Source organism: Azoarcus taiwanensis (assembly GCF_012910885.1).
GTDB classification, from domain to species: Bacteria; Pseudomonadota; Gammaproteobacteria; order Burkholderiales; family Rhodocyclaceae; genus Azoarcus_F; species Azoarcus_F taiwanensis.
Genome location: NZ_WTVM01000076.1, coordinates 1 through 19,323 on the forward strand (window position 1 = coordinate 1; position 19,323 = coordinate 19,323).

At 61.2% G+C, this 19,323-nt stretch carries 18 protein-coding genes; 2 read left to right on the plus strand and 16 right to left on the minus strand.

All coding sequences use genetic code 11. The features are described 5' to 3' along the window. Positions 1-18: 18 nt before the first annotated feature. From lpxB to rpsB, 14 genes are all read right to left on the minus strand, one after another. Positions 19-1,179 (minus strand): lipid-A-disaccharide synthase, encoded by a 1,161-nt coding sequence (gene lpxB, locus GPA21_RS12710; RefSeq protein ID WP_168988523.1) that lies wholly within the window; start codon positions 1,177-1,179, stop codon positions 19-21. Between the two features lie 19 nt (positions 1,180-1,198). Then, positions 1,199-1,969 carry an acyl-ACP--UDP-N-acetylglucosamine O-acyltransferase gene (gene lpxA, locus GPA21_RS12715; protein ID WP_168988524.1) on the minus strand — a complete coding sequence of 257 codons (771 nt, stop codon included), beginning with the start codon at positions 1,967-1,969 and terminating at the stop codon, positions 1,199-1,201. Beyond that, positions 1,966-2,403 (minus strand): 3-hydroxyacyl-ACP dehydratase FabZ, encoded by a 438-nt coding sequence (fabZ, locus tag GPA21_RS12720; protein ID WP_168988525.1) that lies wholly within the window; start codon positions 2,401-2,403, stop codon positions 1,966-1,968. Before fabZ ends, lpxA begins: the two co-directional genes overlap by 4 nt. Further along, on the minus strand, positions 2,404-3,432 hold the full coding sequence (lpxD, locus tag GPA21_RS12725; RefSeq protein ID WP_168988526.1) for a UDP-3-O-(3-hydroxymyristoyl)glucosamine N-acyltransferase: 1,029 nt from the start codon (positions 3,430-3,432) through the stop codon (positions 2,404-2,406). It abuts the gene before it with no gap. 18 nt (positions 3,433-3,450) lie between these two features. Continuing rightward, positions 3,451-3,954 carry an OmpH/Skp family outer membrane protein gene (locus tag GPA21_RS12730; RefSeq protein ID WP_339379901.1) on the minus strand — a complete coding sequence of 168 codons (504 nt, stop codon included), beginning with the start codon at positions 3,952-3,954 and terminating at the stop codon, positions 3,451-3,453. Positions 3,955-3,989: 35 nt separating this feature from the next. Then, the gene (bamA, locus tag GPA21_RS12735) at positions 3,990-6,302 is read right to left on the minus strand and encodes an outer membrane protein assembly factor BamA (RefSeq protein ID WP_168988528.1); all 2,313 of its coding nucleotides are present in this window, start codon (positions 6,300-6,302) and stop codon (positions 3,990-3,992) included. Positions 6,303-6,309: 7 nt separating this feature from the next. Continuing rightward, positions 6,310-7,677 carry an RIP metalloprotease RseP gene (gene rseP / locus GPA21_RS12740; RefSeq protein ID WP_168988529.1) on the minus strand — a complete coding sequence of 456 codons (1,368 nt, stop codon included), beginning with the start codon at positions 7,675-7,677 and terminating at the stop codon, positions 6,310-6,312. Next, positions 7,674-8,873 carry a 1-deoxy-D-xylulose-5-phosphate reductoisomerase gene (gene ispC, locus GPA21_RS12745; RefSeq protein ID WP_168988530.1) on the minus strand — a complete coding sequence of 400 codons (1,200 nt, stop codon included), beginning with the start codon at positions 8,871-8,873 and terminating at the stop codon, positions 7,674-7,676. Before ispC ends, rseP begins: the two co-directional genes overlap by 4 nt. 6 nt (positions 8,874-8,879) lie before the next feature. Then, positions 8,880-9,698, minus strand: coding sequence for a phosphatidate cytidylyltransferase (locus GPA21_RS12750; RefSeq protein ID WP_168988531.1), 819 nt, complete (start codon positions 9,696-9,698; stop codon positions 8,880-8,882). Then, the gene (uppS, locus tag GPA21_RS12755) at positions 9,691-10,506 is read right to left on the minus strand and encodes a polyprenyl diphosphate synthase (RefSeq protein ID WP_168988532.1); all 816 of its coding nucleotides are present in this window, start codon (positions 10,504-10,506) and stop codon (positions 9,691-9,693) included. The genes GPA21_RS12750 and uppS overlap by 8 nt, the downstream gene beginning before the upstream one ends. Positions 10,507-10,551: 45 nt before the next feature. Beyond that, complete coding sequence (frr, locus tag GPA21_RS12760; protein WP_168988533.1) at positions 10,552-11,109, minus strand: ribosome recycling factor; 558 nt, start codon at positions 11,107-11,109, stop codon at positions 10,552-10,554. A gap of 10 nt (positions 11,110-11,119) precedes the next feature. After that, a complete protein-coding gene (gene pyrH, locus GPA21_RS12765) occupies positions 11,120-11,833 on the minus strand; it encodes a UMP kinase (protein WP_168988534.1) in 714 nt (237 codons plus the stop codon). A 10-nt stretch (positions 11,834-11,843) separates the two neighbouring features. After that, positions 11,844-12,743: a translation elongation factor Ts gene (gene tsf / locus GPA21_RS12770; RefSeq protein ID WP_168988535.1), complete on the minus strand. Its 900-nt coding sequence runs from the start codon at positions 12,741-12,743 to the stop codon at positions 11,844-11,846. A 75-nt stretch (positions 12,744-12,818) separates the two neighbouring features. Continuing rightward, positions 12,819-13,580, minus strand: coding sequence for a 30S ribosomal protein S2 (rpsB, locus tag GPA21_RS12775; RefSeq protein WP_168988536.1), 762 nt, complete (start codon positions 13,578-13,580; stop codon positions 12,819-12,821). Positions 13,581-13,932: 352 nt separating this feature from the next. Here rpsB and map point away from each other — a divergent pair, with 352 nt between their 5' ends. Then, positions 13,933-14,760, plus strand: a complete 828-nt coding sequence (gene map / locus GPA21_RS12780; RefSeq protein ID WP_168988537.1) for a type I methionyl aminopeptidase — start codon at positions 13,933-13,935, stop codon at positions 14,758-14,760. A gap of 6 nt (positions 14,761-14,766) precedes the next feature. Then, on the plus strand, positions 14,767-17,346 hold the full coding sequence (locus GPA21_RS12785; RefSeq protein WP_168988538.1) for a [protein-PII] uridylyltransferase: 2,580 nt from the start codon (positions 14,767-14,769) through the stop codon (positions 17,344-17,346). A 12-nt stretch (positions 17,347-17,358) separates the two neighbouring features. Here GPA21_RS12785 and GPA21_RS12790 read toward each other — a convergent pair whose 3' ends face one another. Then, complete coding sequence (locus tag GPA21_RS12790; RefSeq protein WP_168988539.1) at positions 17,359-18,810, minus strand: GntP family permease; 1,452 nt, start codon at positions 18,808-18,810, stop codon at positions 17,359-17,361. Beyond that, positions 18,807-19,323, minus strand: a 517-nt coding sequence (locus tag GPA21_RS12795; RefSeq protein ID WP_422614210.1) for a patatin-like phospholipase family protein, incomplete at its 5' end; no start/stop codon positions are given. The genes GPA21_RS12795 and GPA21_RS12790, both read right to left, overlap by 4 nt.

A 19,323-nucleotide genomic window follows, 5' to 3' on the forward strand; every position in this document is an offset into this window, starting at 1 on the left:
GTTCCTGCAGGGCGTGCGTCATGAGGCGGTCGTCAGCCCGGCCGGGAAACAGGACAGAATCGCGCGAGCAGCCTTCTCGGCCGTATCCTGACGAAGCACTTGGTGCAGCTCGGTAAATCGTCTGGCCAGCGCATCGCGCTCTTCGGGGTGAGCCAGCCACCAGTCAAGCGCATCAGCGAGCGCCTGAGGCGTGGCCGCGTCCTGCAACAGCTCGGGAACGACAGTTTCACCGCACAGGATGTTCGGCAGGCCGACCCAAGGAAGATAAGCCATGCGTCTCATCAGGCGATATTGCCATTTTCCGATGCGATAGCTGATCACCATTGGACGCTTGAGCAGGGCGGCCTCGAGCGATGCGGTTCCGCTGGCGACGAGTACGACGTCGGCAGCGGTCATCGCTTCGGACGCATGGCCAAACAGAATCCGTATTTTTTCTGGCGCCACCTGCGACTCGCGCATCGCCTGCTCGAACAGCAAGCGGGTTTCCCGAGTGGCCAGTGGCACGACGAACCTTGCCTCCGGTCTGCGCTGTGCGAGCAGCATCGCGGCATCGATGAACAGTCGCCCGAGATTGCGCACTTCCGACTCACGGCTTCCCGGCAAGAGTGCGATTACATGGCGGTGCGGTGCGATCTGGAGCTTGAGTCGCGCGGCCTGACGGTCTGGTTCAAGAGGAAAGACGTCGGCCAATGGATGACCGACATAGGTCGCGGGCACACCAGCGCGTTCATAGATCTCGGTTTCAAAGGGAAACAGACACAACATGCGAGTGACTGAACGCGCGATGGTCTTGATACGAGCACCCCGCCAGGCCCAGATCGACGGGCTTACAAAATGGATGGTGGGGATGCCAGCCTGCTTCACTCGCTGCTCGAGCCAAAGGTTGAAGTCGGGCGCATCCACGCCAATGAAGACCGTTGGCGGCCCCGCCTGCAGCCGGGCGAGCAGACTGCGTCGAATGCCTGACAGCTCGCGATAGCGTTTAAGCGCATCCACATAGCCGTGAACCGCCAGTCTTTCACTCTCCCACCAGGCCTCAAAGCCCTCCCCCTGCATTCGGGGGCCACCGATGCCGTAGAACTCGGCGTCCGGGAGATGTGCTCGCAAAGCCCGGATGAGGTGTGCTGCGAGCAGGTCGCCGGAGGTCTCTCCGGCAACCATGGCGATGCGAATCTTCATGACGGTCTGCGCGACGAATTCAGCGGACTATGCCGCGCCCCGAATCAGCGATAAAGTCGGAGAACGGCAATGCTTCGGGATGCGAAGCGGCAAGCTCCGCGATGGCCTGCCGTGCCTCGTCCAGAGACAGGCCGGATCGATACAGCGCACGATAAGCACGCTTGATTGCCGAGATCGCATCGGCGCTGTAACCACGTCGGCGAAGGCCTTCCGAGTTGATGCCGTGCGGCTTTGCCGGGTTGCCGGCGACGGTCACGAATGGGGGTAGATCCTGCAACAGGACGGTGCCCACACCACAAAACGCGTGTGCGCCCACGCGGGTGAATTGGTGGACCCCGGTAAACCCACCGAGAATCGCCCAGTCGCCAATGCTGACATGGCCCGCAAGCGTAGCGTTATTGGCGAAGATCGTATTGTCGCCGACTGTGCAGTCGTGAGCGATATGCACATAGGCCATGATCCAGTTGTCGTTTCCGATGCGGGTCACGCCCGCGTCCTGCGGTGTTCCGATATTGAACGAACAATACTCGCGCACCGTATTCCGATCGCCAATCTCGAGCCGAGTCGCTTCGCCCGCGTACTTCTTGTCTTGGGGCGCAGCCCCGATCGAGCAGAACTGGAAGAAGCGGTTCTCACGGCCAATGCGCGTATGACCTTCGATCACCACATGCGGACCGATCCAGCAATCGTCGCCGATCTCCACGTGTTCGCCGATCAGCGAATACGCGCCGACCTCGACATTGCTACCAAGCCTGGCGCCCGGATGAACGATAGCGGTTGGATGAATCATGATTTGGTCTTGAGCGCACACATCAGTTCGGCCTCAGTGGCCAGCTGACCATCGACCCGAGCCACGCCCTTGTACTTGTACACGTTGCGCTTACCCTGAAGAATCTCTACCTCGAAGACCAACTGGTCACCCGGCACGACCTGGCGCTTGAAACGGACGTTGTCGATACCTGCAAACAACACTACCGAGTTCTCGTCTGGTTTGACGCCCATCGACTTGAAAGACAGCAATGCAGCGACCTGGGCCATCGCCTCGACGATGAGTACGCCCGGCATGACCGGATGTCCGGGAAAATGCCCAGGGAAGAATGGCTCGTTCATCGTGACGTTCTTGATCGCAACGATGCGCTTGCCTTCTTCGATCTCGATGACCCGATCCACAAGGAGAAACGGGTAGCGGTGAGGGAGATAACTCAGGATTTCGTTAATGTCCATTTACGGCTTTGCCTTGTCGTTGGTCTTGGCTAATTGTTCGAGCGAGCGAACGCGCTCGGAAAGCGCGTCGAGATGGCGCAAATGCGCGAAATTGCGCACCCACTCGGCATGCCCCTGAACGGGCAGGCTCGCAGTATAGACACCAGGCTTGCGAATCGACTTTGACACCAGGGTTCCAGCCGACACGACCACGTCGTCACAGATCTCTAGGTGTCCGATGATGCCTGCCTGGCCGCCGATCATGCAGCGACGACCGATGTGAGTGCTACCGGCAATGCCGACACACCCGGCGATGGCCGTGTGCTCGCCGATACGCACGTTGTGCGCAATCTGTATCTGGTTGTCGAGCTTGACCCCGTTCTCAATCACGGTGTCATCCAGCGCGCCGCGGTCGATCGTGGTGTTTGCCCCGACCTCCACATCTGATCCGATCACGACACGACCGGTCTGCGGAATCTTGACCCACACCCCATCCTTCTGCCGAGCAAAACCAAATCCGTCCGCTCCGATCACCGCTCCGGAATGGATGATGCAACGCTCACCGATGATGCAATCATGATAGACGACCGCGCGCGGATGGATGATGGTTCCCGCGCCAACGTGACAGCCCGGTCCGATCGAAGCACCGGCGCCGACGATGACATCCTCACCGATCCGGGAGCCTTCGCCGACAAAGACGCCGGGGCCGACGCAGGCGCTCGGAGCAACTGTCCCGAGAACGGTCGCTGAAGGATGGCTCCCTGGGACCGACCGTGCCGGCGGGTTCAGAAGAGCTGCGACCCGCGCGAAATACAGATAGGGGTCGCTTGTGACTATTCTTGGCAGATCGGTCAGGTCGCGCACCGCGGGCCCAAGAATGACTGCACTAGCCTGGCAATTGCTGAGTTGCGATACGTACTTCGGATTCGCCAAAAAGGCGATGTCGCCGTTTCCGGCGACATCCAGTGGTGCGACCCGACCGATACGCGTTGCGCCGTCTCCGCAGAGCTCCCCGCCAAAGCGTGCGGTCAGTTCATCCAGTCGATACATCGCGTCGTGCAGTCGGCGTCAGCGACCGTTGGCGAGCATCTGAATAACCTTGTCCGTGATGTCGATACGCGGACTGGCGAAAACAGCTTCCTGCAGAATTACGTCGTACTGTTCACGCTCGGCAACCTGCTTGATGGCTGCATTGGCCTGATCGAGCACCGCAGCCAACTCTTCGTTGCGACGCTGATTGAGATCCTCACGAAACTCGCGTTGCTTGCGCTGAAAATCTCGGCTCAAATCGTTGAACGCGCGCTCCTTGGTGCGGCGCTCGGCCTCAGCCATCGTCAATGCATTGCGCTCGAGCTCGTCCTGCATGGTCGAAAGCTCGCGAGCCATGCGTTCGAGCTCCTGGTCACGGCGCTCGAACTCGCGCTCGAGACGCTGCTGGGCCCGCATTGCAGGCGCGGCCTCGCGCATGAGCCGGTCGGAATCGACGAAACCGATTTTGCTCTGCGCAAGCGCTGACTCGGCGCCGAAGCCGATGAGCGCGACCAGAAGAACGGGAAGAAGACGGGCTTTCACTAAAACCTCCATGAGATACGGGATCGTGGCCGCGATCAGAAGACCGTGCCGAGTTGAAACTGGAACCGCTGCGTGTCGTCACCGGACTTCTTCTTCAACGGTTGGGCCACGCTGAACTTCAGCGGACCGATCGGCGAGCTCCAGGATACGCCGACGCCGGTACTGTAGCGCATATCGCCGAGCTTGAGCTTGTCGTTTTCCCCCCATACATAACCGCCGTCTACGAAGACCGACATACGGAAAGAGCGGTCCATGCCGGAGCCAGGCAGCGGGAAGTAATACTCTGCGTTAAGCACGAGGCGGCGGTTGCCACCGAGAGAGTCGTTATCGTCAGGTGTTCGCGGACCGAGCGAACCCTCTTCGAAACCCCGTACCGAACCAATACCCCCGGCGTAGAAGTTGCGGTAGAACGGCAGCGTCTTGCCGCCGTAGCCCTTGCCGTAGGCGATCTCGCCGTTAAGCATCAGCGCCTCGTCGCGGCGGATCGGGAACCAGTGCTGGTACTGATAGGTAGCCCTGGCGTAACGTAGTTTGCCCGGCGGAATGGCAGCGTCGAAGAAGATGCTCTGGTAAGCACCTTCGCGCGGATAGATGAAACTGTCGCGAGTGTCGCGCGACCAACCCGCCGAGGCGACGAGACTATTCACAGTGACCGACCCGATGCCATTCGGTCCGCTGCAATCGTACTCGATGCAGAAATCACGATACTCGATCGGGCTGGTGCTGTATGTCGTGATGCGCGTACGATCGACGGCAAGCCCGAAGTTGATCGCATCCTCTTCGCCGATGGGGTAGCCGAGACGCAGACCGGCACCTGTCGAAACCTGCTTGTAGCGCGCAATCGTCGAGATTTCAGACGGATCGAATGTCCGGTGATATACGTCGTAGCCCAAGCTGACGCCGTCGACCGTGTAATAGGGGTCGGTAAACGACAGCGAGAAAGTACGCCCGGATTTGGACGTATTCAGACCGAGCGCGAGCGACTTGCCGCTACCGAACAGGTTCTCCTGCGACACCGAACCGGACAGCACCACTTTCTCTGCGCTGGAGAAACCTGCGCCAAGCATCAGGTTTCCAGTGGGGCGCTCCTTTACGGTGAAGTTCACGTCGACCTGATCCGTGGTGCCGGGAACCGATGGCGTCTGAACGGTGACCTCATCGAAATAGCCAAGCCTGTCGACACGACTGCGCGAACGGTTGATCCTGGCAGCGTCGTACCACCCACCCTCCATCTGGCGCATCTCGCGCCGAATGACTTCGTCCCGTGTCTTGACGTTGCCGCCGATGTTGATCCGACGAACATAGACGCGTCGACCCGGGTCGACGAAGATCGTGAAGGCAACCTCGCGATTCTCGGTATCCACTTCGGGCGCCGCGTTGACGTTGGCGAAGGCATAGCCCTCATTGCCAAGTCGGTCGGTGACCGCAGTCGTGGTGCGAGTGAGCTTTTCGCGTGAAAAGACATCGCCCGGGCGCAGTTCGACGAGTTGCTGGTACTCCTCTTCCGGAATCACGAGATCACCGGTGAAGCGTAAAGCCGAAACCGTGTAGACCTCGCCTTCGGTAATGTTGATCGTGATGTAGATGTCGCGTTTGTCGGGCGTGATCGACACCTGCGTCGAGTCGATATTGAAATCCAGGTAGCCGCGATCCAGGTAGAAGGAGCGCAGGTTCTCGAGGTCGGCGGCCAGCTTCTGACGGGAGTACTGGTCGTTCTTGGTGTACCAGGTGAGCCAGCCGGGTGTGCGCAACTGGAAAAGACCTTGCAGCGTCGAGTCCTTGAACGCCTGGTTACCAACGATGTTGATCTGGCGAATCTTGGCGACCGAGCCTTCGTCCACGGTGAAGTTGATTCCGACACGGTTCCGCTCCAGCGGTGTAACCGTAGTCGTCACCTCGGCTGCATACTTGCCGCGACTCAGGTACTGGCGCTTCAGCTCCTGTTCCGCGCGTTCCAGCAACGCGCGATCGAAGATGCGTGCTTCGGCAAGCCCGACTTCCCGCAGCCCGTCCTTGAGTGCCTTCTGGTCGAACTCACGCACCCCTGTGAAGCTGATGTCCGCAATTGCCGGCCGTTCGTCGACCAGCACTACGATCACATCATCCTCGACCTCGATGCGCACATCGCTGAAGAAACCAGTGGCGAAGAGCCCGCGGATGGCGTCGGCAGCCTGTGCTTCGGTGAACGGCTCACCGACCCGCACTGGCAGGTACGAGAATACGGTGCCGGCCTCGGTACGCTGGATGCCCTCGACCCGAATGTCCTTGACGACGAAGGGCTCGAACGCAAGTGCGGGTGCTGCAACAAAAAGGGCTGTCACCAGCCCGCTGAGGAGTTTTCGTTTCATCGAGGGTTCAACCAGAGAAAAGCCGCGCGATATCGTTATAGAAAGCGAATGCCATGAGCATCACAAGGGCAACAAGACCCACTTGCTGGCCGATTGCCATGGCCCTCTCCGAGACCGGGCCACCCTTAATGATCTCGATCGTATAATACAGCAAATGCCCACCGTCCAGCACCGGGATCGGCAGCAGGTTCAGCACCCCCAGGCTGATGCTGATGAGGGCGACGAAGCCCAGGTAGTGCGCCCATCCCAACTTGGCTGTCTGCCCTGCATAATCGGCAATCGTCACCGGTCCGGAGAGGTTCTTCCACGACACGTCCCCGGTGAACATCCGGCCGATCATCTTGAGTGTCAGAACACTGGTATCCCAGGTCTTGACGGCCGCTTTTGCCAGACTTTCGACCGGGCCATAACTGACGATAGTGAACATCGCTTCTCGCGCTTCGGTCGGTTCTGCCACCGATATTCCGATGCGTCCGATGTTTTCGCCGTTATCGGTGACGGCGTCCGGTACGACCTCGGTCCGAATTTCGCTCCCGTTTCGCACGATGACTGCCTCGATGACCTGTCCGGGACGCTCGCGCACGTATTCGACCAGCCGCAACCAGTTATCGATCGGAACGCCATCCAGGAACGCAACCCGGTCGCCCGCTTGCAGGCCGGCGCGATCAGCTGCACTGCCCGCCATCACCTCTCCCACCACCGCGGGCACACGCGGCCGCCAGGGACGCAGGCCCATCTGTTCGATGACATCGGTCCTGCCGTCATCGATGCGCACACCGCTGAAATTGAGTTGACGGAACGTGTCGACGTTGTCGATGGTTCTCACCCTCAGATCAACTGTCCGGCCATCCAGTGCATGTCGCAGCAGCGCCCAGCGCAATTCGTTCCAGCTCTGAACGGATTCACCCGCGACCGTAACGACGAGATCTCCATCCTGCACGCCGCCACGCGCCGCTACGGTCGCAGTCGCCTCGGTCAGCGCCAGGCGGGGGCGCAGTTCTTCGGTGCCGGTGCTGAAAAGGCCCCAGTAGAGCACGATCGCGAGCAGAAAGTTGGCGAGCGGCCCTGCTGCAACGATCGCGTAGCGGCGCCAGACGCTCTGAGTATTGAAAGCCCGCGGACGGTCCTCTGGAGCAACATCGCCTTCGCGCTCGTCGAGCATTCGAACATAGCCACCCAGCGGAAAGGCAGCGACCACCCACTCCGTGCGATCACGACCGGCACTCCACTTGACAAGCGGCTTGCCGAAACCGATCGAGAAGCGCAGAACCTTGACGCCACACCAACGAGCCACCAGATAGTGCCCCAGCTCGTGAAAGAAGATCAGCACGCCAAGGGCGAGGATGAACGGGACGAGGTACTCGAGAAGATTCATTGATACAGCCGTTTATCGATTTCGGAGCGGGCAATCGCCCGACTGCGTGCATCGGTGTCGAGCACGGCATCGATTGATTCGACAGACATGTCGGACGCACGTTCCAACGCACACTCTATGATCGCAGGGATATCGGTATAACGCAGGCGTCTGTCGAGAAACGCTGCCACCGCCTCCTCATTCGAAGCGTTCAGCACTGCACCTGCCGCACCGCCCTCGCGCAGACACTCGTAGGCGAGCCGCAGGCACGGAAAGCGCACCAGATCAGGCGCTTCGAAATCCAGACGCCCGATACGGAACAGATCCAGCGGACCGACCCCGGCTTCGACACGGTCGGGATATGCGAGCGCATTCGCGATCGGTGTGCGCATGTCGGGATTGCCGAGTTGCGCGATCACCGAACCATCGACGTACTCGACCATTGAGTGAATGACGCTCTGCGGGTGCACCACGACGTCAATTCGCTCGGCCGGCGCATTGAACAGCCAGTGCGCCTCGATCACCTCGAGGCCCTTGTTCATCATTGTCGCCGAATCGACCGATATCTTGCGACCCATCACCCAGTTCGGGTGGGCGCAGGCCTGCTCCGGGGTCACGCCGTGCAACTGCTCCAGCGGCGTCAGGCGGAAGGGCCCGCCAGAGGCAGTGAGCAGAATTCTGCGTACGCCAGCCGCTTCGGGATCACGCCCGTAACCTGCGGGCAACGACTGGAAGATCGCGTTGTGCTCACTATCAATCGGCAACAGCGTCGCACCGCTGTCGCGCACGACATCCATGAACAAGCTGCCCGAAAGCACGAGCGCTTCCTTGTTGGCAAGCAAAACGCGCTTGCCAGCCCGCGCAGCGGCGAGCGTTGGCAGCAGGCCGGCCGCACCGACGATCGCGGCCATGACGACATCGACATCGGAATGCGCCGCGACTTCGATCAAGCCGCTCACACCATGCATTACTTCGGTCGTCAGGCCCCGTCGTCCGAGACGCACCGAGAGGTTCGCGGCATCCTCGCCACCTTGAACCACCGCGTAGCGCGGGGCATGGCGTACGCACAGGTTCTCGAGTTCGTCGATGCGGCTATTCGCGGTGAGGGCGAACACCTCGAAACGATCCGGATGTCGCGCGACTACATCGAGGGTGCTGCCGCCGATCGATCCGGTCGCACCGAGCACCGAAATCCGTTGTTGTTTGAGCGCGTTCATGTCGGGTCAGTACAGCCAGACGAGGATCAGGCCGGCAACCGGCAAGGTCGACGTGAGGCTGTCGATCCGGTCAAGCACGCCGCCGTGGCCCGGCAACAGCGTACCGCTGTCCTTGGCGCCCGCCTTGCGTTTGATGAGCGACTCGAAAAGGTCGCCGATGATGCTAAGTGCGGTATAGGCGGCAAGAAAGGGGACAAGCCAGGCAAACGTAGCGATTCCGGGTGTCGGGGAAACCAGCAGCAAAAAGCCGATTGTGCCGCAGACCACGACGCCGGCCAGCGCGCCGAGAGCACCCTCCCAGGTCTTCCCCGGGCTGATCGACGGTGCGAGTTTGTGTCGCCCGAAGGCGCGACCGGAAAAATAGGCGGCGATATCCGCAACCCAGACCAGCACCAGCGCAAACAGCATCAGCATCATGTCGACTGCTCGCAACTGGGCCATGGCGAGCGCGGACGGAACCAGCACGATGATGCCCACGGTCATTGCCGTACGGGTGCTGCCCCCCCACCCCCTGCGCAACCACAGAGGCACGAAGATGAACCACAGCACCACACTCGACAAGTACGCCAAGACAAGAATCCATGTCTGGCCGTCGAAGCCCCCAACTCCGCCGGCAAAACCCAACCCCAGCACCAGAGCGCCAGCGCCCAGAGCGTAAACGACCCTGGTCGCCCTGATCTGGCTGGCAAGCCCACTCCACTCCCAGGCGCCGAGGGCGCAGATCACGGAGACGAGGCATAACCAGGCCCACTGTGGAAACCACAGCAGCGCGACGAGCAGACCCGTGACCAGCGCGAGCGCGGTGATGACCCGCTGCTTAAGCATGGCCGCCGGCAGCGCTTCGGCCTACACGTTCTGTCGAATCGCCACTCACGCGGGCTGCAAGAACCTGTTCGCTGGTGCGACCAAAGCGACGTTCCCGCCCCCGATAGGATTCGATGGCGCGATCGAGCGCATGCTCATCGAAGTCGGGCCACAAGGTGTCTGTGAAATAAAGCTCGCTGTAGGCAAGTTGCCAAAGAAGAAAATTGCTGATGCGCATCTCGCCACCGGTCCGGATAAAGAGATCCGGCTCGGGCGCGTAATTCATCTGCAATGCGCGCGCGAGTTCGTCCTCGGTAATCGGCTCCCTGCTGCTTTCACGCGCAGAGATGACTTTGTTCACAGCCTGAAGAATGTCCCAGCGACCGCCATAGTTGGCTGCAATCGTGAGGGTCAGTTTGTCGTTCTGGGACGTGAGCGCCTCGGCATCGCGGATCAACTGTACGAGCTTGTCGTCGAAACGGCCAAGGTCGCCAATCGCGCGAAAACGGATCTCGTTCTTGTGAATGCGCTGAACTTCGTTCTTGAGTGCGCGCATGAAAAGCTGCATCAGGAACGAGACCTCGTCCGCCGGGCGGCGCCAATTCTCGGAACTGAAAGCGAACAGGGTGAGATGGGTGATCCCACGCTCCATGCAGGCGCGGATCACTGCGCGTACCGCCTCCACACCACGGCGATGTCCGGCGACTCGAGGAAGCAGGCGCTGGCGCGCCCACCTTCCGTTGCCATCCATGATGATGGCGACATGTTTCGGAATATCCGTGACTTCGGGCACTGCCTGCGTGGAGCTCGTGTGCGGGCTAGCCGCCATGATGCACCTCCGGGACGAATCGGGGAAAGAAACCGACCCGACGGATCAGATCTGCATCAACTCGTGCTCTTTCTCAGCAAGCAGTTTATCGATTTCCGCGACGTACTTGTCGGTCAGCTTCTGGACGAGATCCTGGCCCCGACGATCGTCGTCTTCGGAGATCTCTTTCTCCTTCACGGCTTCCTTGAGTTGGTGATTCGCGTCACGGCGCAGATTGCGTACTGCTACCTTGGCGGTCTCCCCCTCGCCACGGACGACCTTGGTGAGCTCTCGCCGGCGTTCTTCGGTGAGCGGAGGCATCGGAACGCGGATGATCTCGCCCTGATTCGAGGGATTCAGGCCAAGATCACTGTCACGGATAGCCTTCTCGACCTTGCCCAGCATCGGTTTTTCCCAGGGCTGGACGCCAATGGTGCGGGCGTCGATCAGCGTCACGTTGGCGACCTGATTGACCGGCACCATGCTGCCGTAGTACTCGACCATCACGTGGTCAAGAAGACCGGTGTGGGCGCGGCCTGTGCGCACCTTTGCCAGATCGGACTTCAGCGCCTCGATCGACTTCTGCATCTTCTGCTCGGTGGTCTTGGCTAGATCGTTGATCATGGTCGAATCCTCAGGAATGAACCAGCGTACCCTCATCCTCGCCCATGACGACGCGCTTGAGCGCACCGGGCTTGAAAATCGAGAATACGTTGATCGGTAGTTTCTGGTCTCGGCACAGGGCGAACGCTGTGGAGTCGAGTACGCTCAGGTTACGACCGATCGCTTCGTCGAAGCTGATACGGTGGTAGCGCTGGGCCTCCGGATCCTTTTTCGGATCAGCGGTATAGACGCCATCGACCTTCGTCGCCTTGAGCACGATCTGGGCGCCCATTTCCGAGCCGCGCAAGGCTGCGGCGGTATCGGTGGTGAAAAACGGGTTGCCGGTACCCGCGGCAAAGATGACGACACGCCCCTCTTCAAGATGACGAATCGCCCGACCACGGATATAGGGCTCGACGACCTGGTCGATGCGCAGCGCGGACTGCACCCGCGCTTCGAGATCGGCACGCCGCATCGCGTCCGACAAGGCCATGGCGTTCATCACCGTGGCCAACATGCCCATGTAATCCGCAGTGGCGCGATCCATTCCGGATGCCGCGCCCTTCATGCCGCGAAAGATGTTGCCGCCGCCTATCACCACCCCGACCTGCACGCCGAGCCGTACCACTTCTGCGATCTCGGACACGATCCGGGTGACGACGTCCTCGTTGATGCCGTAGGCATCGTCGCCCATCAGGGCTTCGCCCGAGAGCTTGAGCATGATGCGCTTGTAGGCGGCGGACATCCCTTGCTCCTTACGCCTTGGCGGCAGCAGCGGCAGCCTGCTCGGCCACTTCGGCAGCGAAGTCGGAGACCTTCTTCTCGATGCCCTCGCCGACGATGTACAGCGTAAAGCCGGCAATCGATGCGTTCTTCGCCTTGAGCAGCTGCTCGATGGTCTGCTTGCCGTCTTCGGCCTTGACGAAGACCTGGGCGAGCAAGGTCACTTCCTTCAGGAACTTCTGCACCGTACCGTCAGCGATCTTCTCGAGCATCGCCTCAGGCTTGTTGTCGGCACGTGCTTTCTCGATCGCGATGCGACGCTCGGCATCGATCAGATCCTGAGAGACGCCCGAAGCGTCGAGCGCCTTCGGCTTGGAGGCCGCGATGTGCATCGCGATGTCCTTGCCGACCTGCTCCTCGCCGCCAACCAGATCGACCAGCACGCCGATCTTCGCGCCGGCGTGAACATAGCTCGCCACCGCCCCCTTGGCTTCGATGCGCGAGAAACGGCGGATCGTCATGTTTTCGCCGATCTTGCCCACCAGTTCGGTACGGAAGGCTTCTACCTTCTGGCCCTGATAGTCGAGCTCGGACAATGCGGCCACATCCGCAGGATTGCTGGAGGCGACCAGCTCGGCCAGGCCAGCGGCAAAGGCGAGGAAATCGTCGTTCTTGGCGACGAAGTCGGTCTCGCAGTTGAGTTCGATCATTGCGGCGAGTTTGCCGTCGGCGGATACGAAAGTGCCGACCACACCCTCGGCCGTGACGCGCGAGGCGGCCTTGGAGGCCTTGCTGCCGAGCTTGACGCGAAGAATCTCTTCGGCCTTGCCCATGTCGCCATCGGCTTCGGTCAGAGCCTTTTTGCATTCCATCATCGGCGCATCTGTCTTCTCGCGCAGTTCCTTGACCATGCTTGCGGTAATCGCAGCCATGCTTATTCCTCGTATTCGTTGCGGTTCAATGAAGCGACTCGACCCCGGACGGCTTGCATCCGGGGGAGGTCATGCTCAGGCCTGCTCTTCGTCGGAAGCTTCTTCTTCCTCGACTTCGACGAACTCGTCGGCACCGGCAGCGACGATGTCCTGCAGGGCCATGGTGCGGCCTTCCAGCACCGCGTCAGCCACGCCACGGGCGTAAAGACGGATGGCACGGGAGGAATCATCGTTACCCGGAATGACGTAGTCGATGCCTTCCGGCGAGTGGTTGGTATCGACGACTGCCACGACAGGAATACCGAGCTTCTGCGCTTCGGTGATCGCAATCTTGTGATAGCCGACGTCGATGACGAACATTGCATCCGGCAGACCGCCCATCTCCTTGATACCGCCGATACTCTTTTGCAGCTTCTCCATTTCACGGGTCGCCATCAGCGCTTCCTTCTTGGAGAGACGGTCGAGCGAACCATCCTCGACCATGGCTTCCATTTCCTTCAGACGCTTGATCGACTGCTTGACGGTCTTGAAGTTGGTCATCATGCCGCCGAGCCAGCGCTCGTCGACAAACGGCATGCCGGCACGACGAGCCTCTTCGGCGACGATTTCACGCGCCTGGCGCTTGGTGCCGACGAACATGATGTTGCCGCGGTTGGCGGAGAGTCTACGCACGAAATCCATGGCTTCGAGATACTTGCCCATGGTCTTTTCGAGGTTGACGATATGGATCTTGTTGCGCTGGCCGAAGATGTACGGGGCCATGCGCGGGTTCCAGAAACGAGTCTGGTGGCCGAAGTGGACGCCCGCTTCGAGCATCTGACGCATAGTGACAGACATGTGATACTCCGAATTGAAGGGTTTGACCTCCGCCGGACACGGGCTTGCGCCCCTTTACCGCGTCACCGGCAGTCACCGGCGACAAACGGACCCTTTCGCGAAAGTTTCGGAAAATGCCCGGCGTGTGGATTTTGCCCGCCCTGTGGACAGACAAGCCCAAGATTATAGCGAGCTAAGCAGCGTATACTCAAGCACCACGGTTTAGCGCGTGATCGGCCCAGTTCGTCGAGCCTGCATTTGCCTGCCTGAACACCATGCGCTAGCCTCTATTATCGCCAACCAATTGCGCACCAGCCTGCCGCATCTACCCGCATGGGCCCCAGGCGGCGATTGCGCCTTCGACAGAAAGACAATGAGCATCACGATCAAAACCCCAGAAGAGATTGAGAAAATGCGTGTCGCCGGGCGGCTGGCTGCGGAGGTTCTCGATTACATCGCACCCTTCGTCAAGCCGGGCGTGACCACCGAGGAGCTTGACCGCCTGTGTCACGACTACATGGTCGAGGTGCAGCAGACGGTTCCCGCGCCTCTCAACTACGCGCCGTCCGGTTACAACCCCTACCCCAAGTCGATCTGCACCTCGGTGAACCACCAGGTCTGTCACGGCATTCCCGGCCCCAAACCGCTCAAGAAGGGCGACATCGTGAATATCGACATCACGGTCATCAAGGACGGTTACCACGGCGATACGAGCCGGATGTTCCTCGTCGGCGGCGAGAACAGCGCCAGCATTCTTGCCAAGCGCTTGTGCGCGGTCACTTTCGAGTCGATGTGGCTCGGCATATCGATGGTCAAGCCGGGTGCCCGTCTCGGCGACATTGGCCACGCCATTCAGAAGCACGCCGAAGGCAATGGGTGCTCGGTCGTCCGTGAATTCTGCGGTCACGGCATCGGCGCGAAATTTCACGAAGAACCGCAGGTATTGCACTATGGCAAACCCGGCACCGGTGTCGAGCTTGTCGAAGGGATGACCTTCACGATCGAACCGATGATCAACGCTGGCAAGGCCGCGATCTCGGAGTTGCCCGATGGGTGGACGATCGTCACGCGTGACCGCAGCCTCTCTGCCCAATACGAGCACACCATACTGGTTACGGCCGGCGGGGTCGAAGTGCTGACCCGCTCACCGGGTTGCCCACCCCCGCCGGCGCCCCTGGGTCTCGACCACCTCTTCGCCTGAGCGCAAATGAGCGAAGCGCTGTATCAACCGGAGCGCGGAGTCATCGCCCGGATCCGCAGGGAACTGGCCGAAGGAAGCGCCGCCCTGCGGGAGGCCTACGAGGCACACCCTTCGACGTCGCGCATGCTGCGGGGGCGTGCAAACCTTGTTGACCGCTGCATCGTTTCCCTGTGGAAGTCGCACGGCATCCCCGACAACGTCGCGCTGATGGCGGTCGGGGGCTACGGCCGTGGCGAGCTTTTCCCCCACTCGGACATCGATCTGATGTTCCTGCTGCCGTCCGCGCCCGATGAAGACACCCGTTGTCGCCTCACCGCTATGGTCGGCGCGTTGTGGGACGTCGGTCTCGAGATTGGCCAGACGGTTCGCACCCTGGACGAGGCTCTGGACGTCGCCGCCGAGGACATCACGATCCAGACCAACCTGCTCGAAGCGCGGCTGCTGCATGGCAATCAGCCCTTGTTCGGCGAGTTCGGCAGGCGTTTCCGCGAAGCTCTTGATGTGCGCAGTTTCTTCAAGGCCAAGAGCCTCGAGCAGGAACAGCGCTACGCACGCCACCAGGACACACCCTACTCGCTGGAACCCAACTGCAAGGAGAGCCCCGGCGGGCTCCGCGACCTGCAGATGCTCGGCTGGATCGCCCGTGCCGCCGGCCTGGGTGACAACTGGCGCGAGCTCGCTCGCAAACGACTGATTACCGGGCAGGAAGCTGGCGAGCTGCGCAGTATCGAGCGATTCCTGCAGCACATCCGGATTCGCCTCCACTATCTTACCGATCGCGGCGAGGACCGACTGCTGTTCGACTATCAGGAGAGTCTCGCAAGGCGCTTGGGCGTGACTGCAACGCCGACCAAACGCGCGTCGGAAGTGTTGATGCAGCGCTACTACCTGACCGCGAAGAAGCTCACCCAGATCAACACCATCCTGTTGCAGAACTACGGCACAGTGATCTCGCCCGATAGCGGCGGTGCCGCCATCGTCATCAACAAGCGCTTCCAGATGGTGCGCGAGCTGCTCGATGTGCGCAGCGACAATGTGTTCGAGAAGCATCCGTCGGCGATGCTCGAGTGTTTCCTGCTCCTGCAGCAACGCCCGGAACTACGGGGCATGACGGCCAGAACCCTGCGCACGCTCTGGCTCAACCGAAAACGTATCAACGCCGCATTTCGCGCCGATCCGGCAAACCGTGCGCTGTTCATGGAAATCCTTCAGCAGCGCCGCGGTGTGGTACACGCCTTCCGGCGCATGAACCAGTACGGTATCCTCAGCCACTACCTTCCGCCCTGGCGACGCATCCTCTGCCAGATGCAGCATGACCTGTTCCACGTCTACACCGTGGACCAGCACATTCTCATGGTGTTGCGCAACGTGCGACGCTTCACGATGGGCAAGCATGCCCACGAGTACCCGCTGATGACTCGCCTCATGCTCGGGTTCGACCGGCAGTGGTTGCTCTACATCGCCGCGCTGTTTCACGACATCGCCAAAGGGCGAGGCGGCGACCATTCGGTGCTCGGGATGGTCGATGCCGGCGTCTTCTGTGATCAGCACGGCCTCGACCGCGAGGATCGCGATCTCGTCGTCTGGCTTGTCGAACACCACCTGACGATGTCCACCGTTGCCCAGAAGCAGGATATTTCGGACCCTGAGACGATTCGCCGCTTCGCCGAAACCGTGCAGACCGAGCGCCGGCTGAACGCGCTCTACCTCCTCACCCATGCCGATATTCGCGGCACCAGTCCCAAAGTGTGGAACGGTTGGCGCGCAAAGCTCCTCGAAGATCTCTTCCATGCCACCCAGCGCCTGCTGCGCGGTGCGACGCCCCAGCAGGCGGTCGGTCTCGATGATCGCCAGGAGGACGCCCGTCGCCTGTTGCGCTACCACGGCCTGCGTCATGAGGTTGAGGAGGAGCTTTGGCGCGAGCTTGACCAGGTCTACTTCATGCGCAACTCGGCGGAGGAGATCTCGTGGCACACACGCACGCTCTACTATCGGGTGTCCGGGGACGAACCCGTGGTCAAGGCGAGAGTGCCCGAGGAAGACCAAGGGCTGCAGGTCATGGTGTATACGCGCGATCAGAAGGACTTGTTCGTGCGACTGACCGGCTTCTTCGGCAAGCTGGGTTTTTCGATCCTGGACGCCAAGATCCACACCACACGCCACGGTTACGCGCTTGACAGCTTCATGCTTCAGGATCCGGGCAACCAGGCGCAGTACCGCGACATCGTCACGCTCATCGAGCATGAGCTTACGGCACGCTTGCGCTCGGATGCGCCACCGGATCGTCCGGGAGCGGGTCGTCTGTCACGTCAGGTCAAACACTTTCCGATCACGCCGGAGGTGAGGATTCGGCCGGACGAGTCAGCCAGACACTACATCCTCTCTCTCACCGCCGCCGACCGCCCCGGGCTGCTGTTCAGCGTCGCCGAAGTGCTGGCGCGCAACGGCATCGCGCTGCACACTGCCAAGATCGCGACCCTCGGCGAGCGGGTGGAGGATACCTTCCTGCTCAGCGGGCCAGGCTTGTCGCAGGATGCGCACGTGGTGCGCATCGAACGCGAACTGCTGGAAGTGCTGCAGATCTGAGCACGCCCGGCCTCAGAAAGCGCCGAACAGGCTTCCCAGCACTACCAGCAGCACCAGCGAGATGATCGGGAACAGTACCGCGACCATGAAGATGTCCTTGTAGGCTTCACGGTGTGTCAGTCCGCAGATGGCCAGCAGCGTCACCACCGCGCCGTTGTGCGGCAGGCTGTCCAGACCGCCGGTTGCGACCGTGGTCACCCGGTGCAGCAGGTCCGGCGCAATGCCCGCCACCTCCGCCATCGCCAGATAATCGGCACCCAGCGTCTGCAGCGCGATGCTCATGCCACCGGAGGCCGAGCCGGTGACCCCGGCCAGCACGTTCACCGCCACGGCCAGCGAGACCAGCGGATTGCCGCCACCGATGGATTCGACGAAGCCCTGGATGAGATCGAAGGCCGGCAAGGCGGCGATCACCGCGCCGAAGCCGACCAGACTCGCAGTGTTGAAGATTGGCAGCACTGAGGCGTTCGCGCCGTCGTCCAGCGAGCGTTTCGGGGCTGCGAGCCGGCTCCAGGTCATGACCAGCAGCAACAGGCAGGCGATGGTCAGCGAGCAGATGATTGCCCACACGCCACGAACCGAATCCACCGTTGTCGCGCCGTAGCGTGCCTCGGCGAGATACGCCGTGTCCATCGCGGGGATGATCATCGTGCTGAATGCGTAGTTCAGCACGATGACCAGCACCACCGGCGAAATCGCCACTGTGAATGAGGGCAAGGCACGCGGCGGCGCCTCGGGTGCCACCATCAGTACATCGAATCCCTCGCCCGAAGAGTGCTCGCGCTGATCCTTGTCGAACGCGGGTTGTGCGTCCTCGTGCTCACCGTAGCCCTCCCCCGCAAGACGCGCCTGGGCCGCCTGGCGAGACAGCCACCACTGGCCGAGGCCGAACATCACCAGCGCGGTGATGATGCCAAGCACCGGGGCGGCAAACGGCGTGGTGCCGAAAAACGGCATCGGAATCGCGTTCTGAATTGCCGGCGTGCCCGGCAAAGCGGTCATCGTGAAGGTAAAGGCGCCTAGCGCAATGGTGGCCGGGATCAGCCGCTTGGGGATTTCCGCCTGGCGGAACAAGGCAGCGGCAATCGGATAGACCGCGAACGCGACCACGAACAGCGAAACCCCACCATAGGTCAGCACCGCGCAAGCAAGCACCACGGCCAGGATGGCCCGTTCCTGACCGAGCTTGCCGACGATGCCCTGAGCGATCGCCTCGGCCGCACCGCTGTCGTCCATCAGCTTGCCGAAGATCGCCCCGAGCAGAAACAGCGGAAAGAACTGCACGATGAAGTTGCCCGCCGAACTCATGAACACCTGGGTGTAGGTCGCCAACAAGGGCGTTCCGACCGCGAACAAGGCGGCGACCAGGGCCATCGCCGGCCCCAGCAGCAAGACGCTGACGCCCCGGTAAGCGAGGAAGATCAGCAGGCCAAGTGCAAGCAAAACGCCGAGCATGCCGATCATGAGTGCTTCTCCCCGAGTGCGCCTGCCGGCTTGATGCTGTCGTCCAGCAACCAGTCGAAGCTCACGCTGGAACGTTCGCCGAGGTCCTTCCAGTGAGTTTTCAGCCAGCGCGATGCCCTCGCCCGACCAAGGTCGCGCAGGTGGCACAGATAAGGCCACTCGGCGTTGAGCTTGCTCGAGGCCTGCAACTCGAGCAAATCCTCGTCTGCGTGGATGCGATGCAGCCGCATGTCGCGATAACGCTCCTGCTCGAGGCCCTCGGCATCGATGAGTTGCTTGAGCAACATGATCGAACGCAACTCCTTGACCAGACTCGCGTTGAAGGTGATCTCGTTCATCCGGTTGATGATCTCGCGCGCGGTGCGCGGCAGCTCCGGGCGGTAGAACGGGTTGATCTGTACCAGAACCAGATCGCGGGCATCACACTCGTCTACCAGTGGGAAAAGTGCCGGATTACCCATGTAGCCGCCATCCCAGTAGGCCTCACCGTCGATCTCCACCGCCTGGAACATG

What these genes read in the sequence shown, in the direction of transcription:
- rseP (WP_168988529.1), bottom strand. Translation starts at nt 7,677, where the DNA reads ATGAATCTTCTCGAGTACCTCGTCCCGTTCATCCTCGCCCTTGGCGTG.
- lpxD (WP_168988526.1), bottom strand. Translation starts at nt 3,432, where the DNA reads ATGTATCGACTGGATGAACTGACCGCACGCTTTGGCGGGGAGCTCTGC.
- pyrH (WP_168988534.1), bottom strand. Translation starts at nt 11,833, where the DNA reads ATGTCCGCCGCCTACAAGCGCATCATGCTCAAGCTCTCGGGCGAAGCC.
- bamA (WP_168988528.1), bottom strand. Translation starts at nt 6,302, where the DNA reads ATGAAACGAAAACTCCTCAGCGGGCTGGTGACAGCCCTTTTTGTTGCA.
- GPA21_RS12750 (WP_168988531.1), bottom strand. Translation starts at nt 9,698, where the DNA reads ATGCTTAAGCAGCGGGTCATCACCGCGCTCGCGCTGGTCACGGGTCTG.
- uppS (WP_168988532.1), bottom strand. Translation starts at nt 10,506, where the DNA reads ATGGCGGCTAGCCCGCACACGAGCTCCACGCAGGCAGTGCCCGAAGTC.
- fabZ (WP_168988525.1), bottom strand. Translation starts at nt 2,403, where the DNA reads ATGGACATTAACGAAATCCTGAGTTATCTCCCTCACCGCTACCCGTTT.
- tsf (WP_168988535.1), bottom strand. Translation starts at nt 12,743, where the DNA reads ATGGCTGCGATTACCGCAAGCATGGTCAAGGAACTGCGCGAGAAGACA.
- map (WP_168988537.1), top strand. Translation starts at nt 13,933, where the DNA reads ATGAGCATCACGATCAAAACCCCAGAAGAGATTGAGAAAATGCGTGTC.
- GPA21_RS12790 (WP_168988539.1), bottom strand. Translation starts at nt 18,810, where the DNA reads ATGATCGGCATGCTCGGCGTTTTGCTTGCACTTGGCCTGCTGATCTTC.
- lpxA (WP_168988524.1), bottom strand. Translation starts at nt 1,969, where the DNA reads ATGATTCATCCAACCGCTATCGTTCATCCGGGCGCCAGGCTTGGTAGC.
- lpxB (WP_168988523.1), bottom strand. Translation starts at nt 1,179, where the DNA reads ATGAAGATTCGCATCGCCATGGTTGCCGGAGAGACCTCCGGCGACCTG.
- frr (WP_168988533.1), bottom strand. Translation starts at nt 11,109, where the DNA reads ATGATCAACGATCTAGCCAAGACCACCGAGCAGAAGATGCAGAAGTCG.
- ispC (WP_168988530.1), bottom strand. Translation starts at nt 8,873, where the DNA reads ATGAACGCGCTCAAACAACAACGGATTTCGGTGCTCGGTGCGACCGGA.
- rpsB (WP_168988536.1), bottom strand. Translation starts at nt 13,580, where the DNA reads ATGTCTGTCACTATGCGTCAGATGCTCGAAGCGGGCGTCCACTTCGGC.
- GPA21_RS12785 (WP_168988538.1), top strand. Translation starts at nt 14,767, where the DNA reads ATGAGCGAAGCGCTGTATCAACCGGAGCGCGGAGTCATCGCCCGGATC.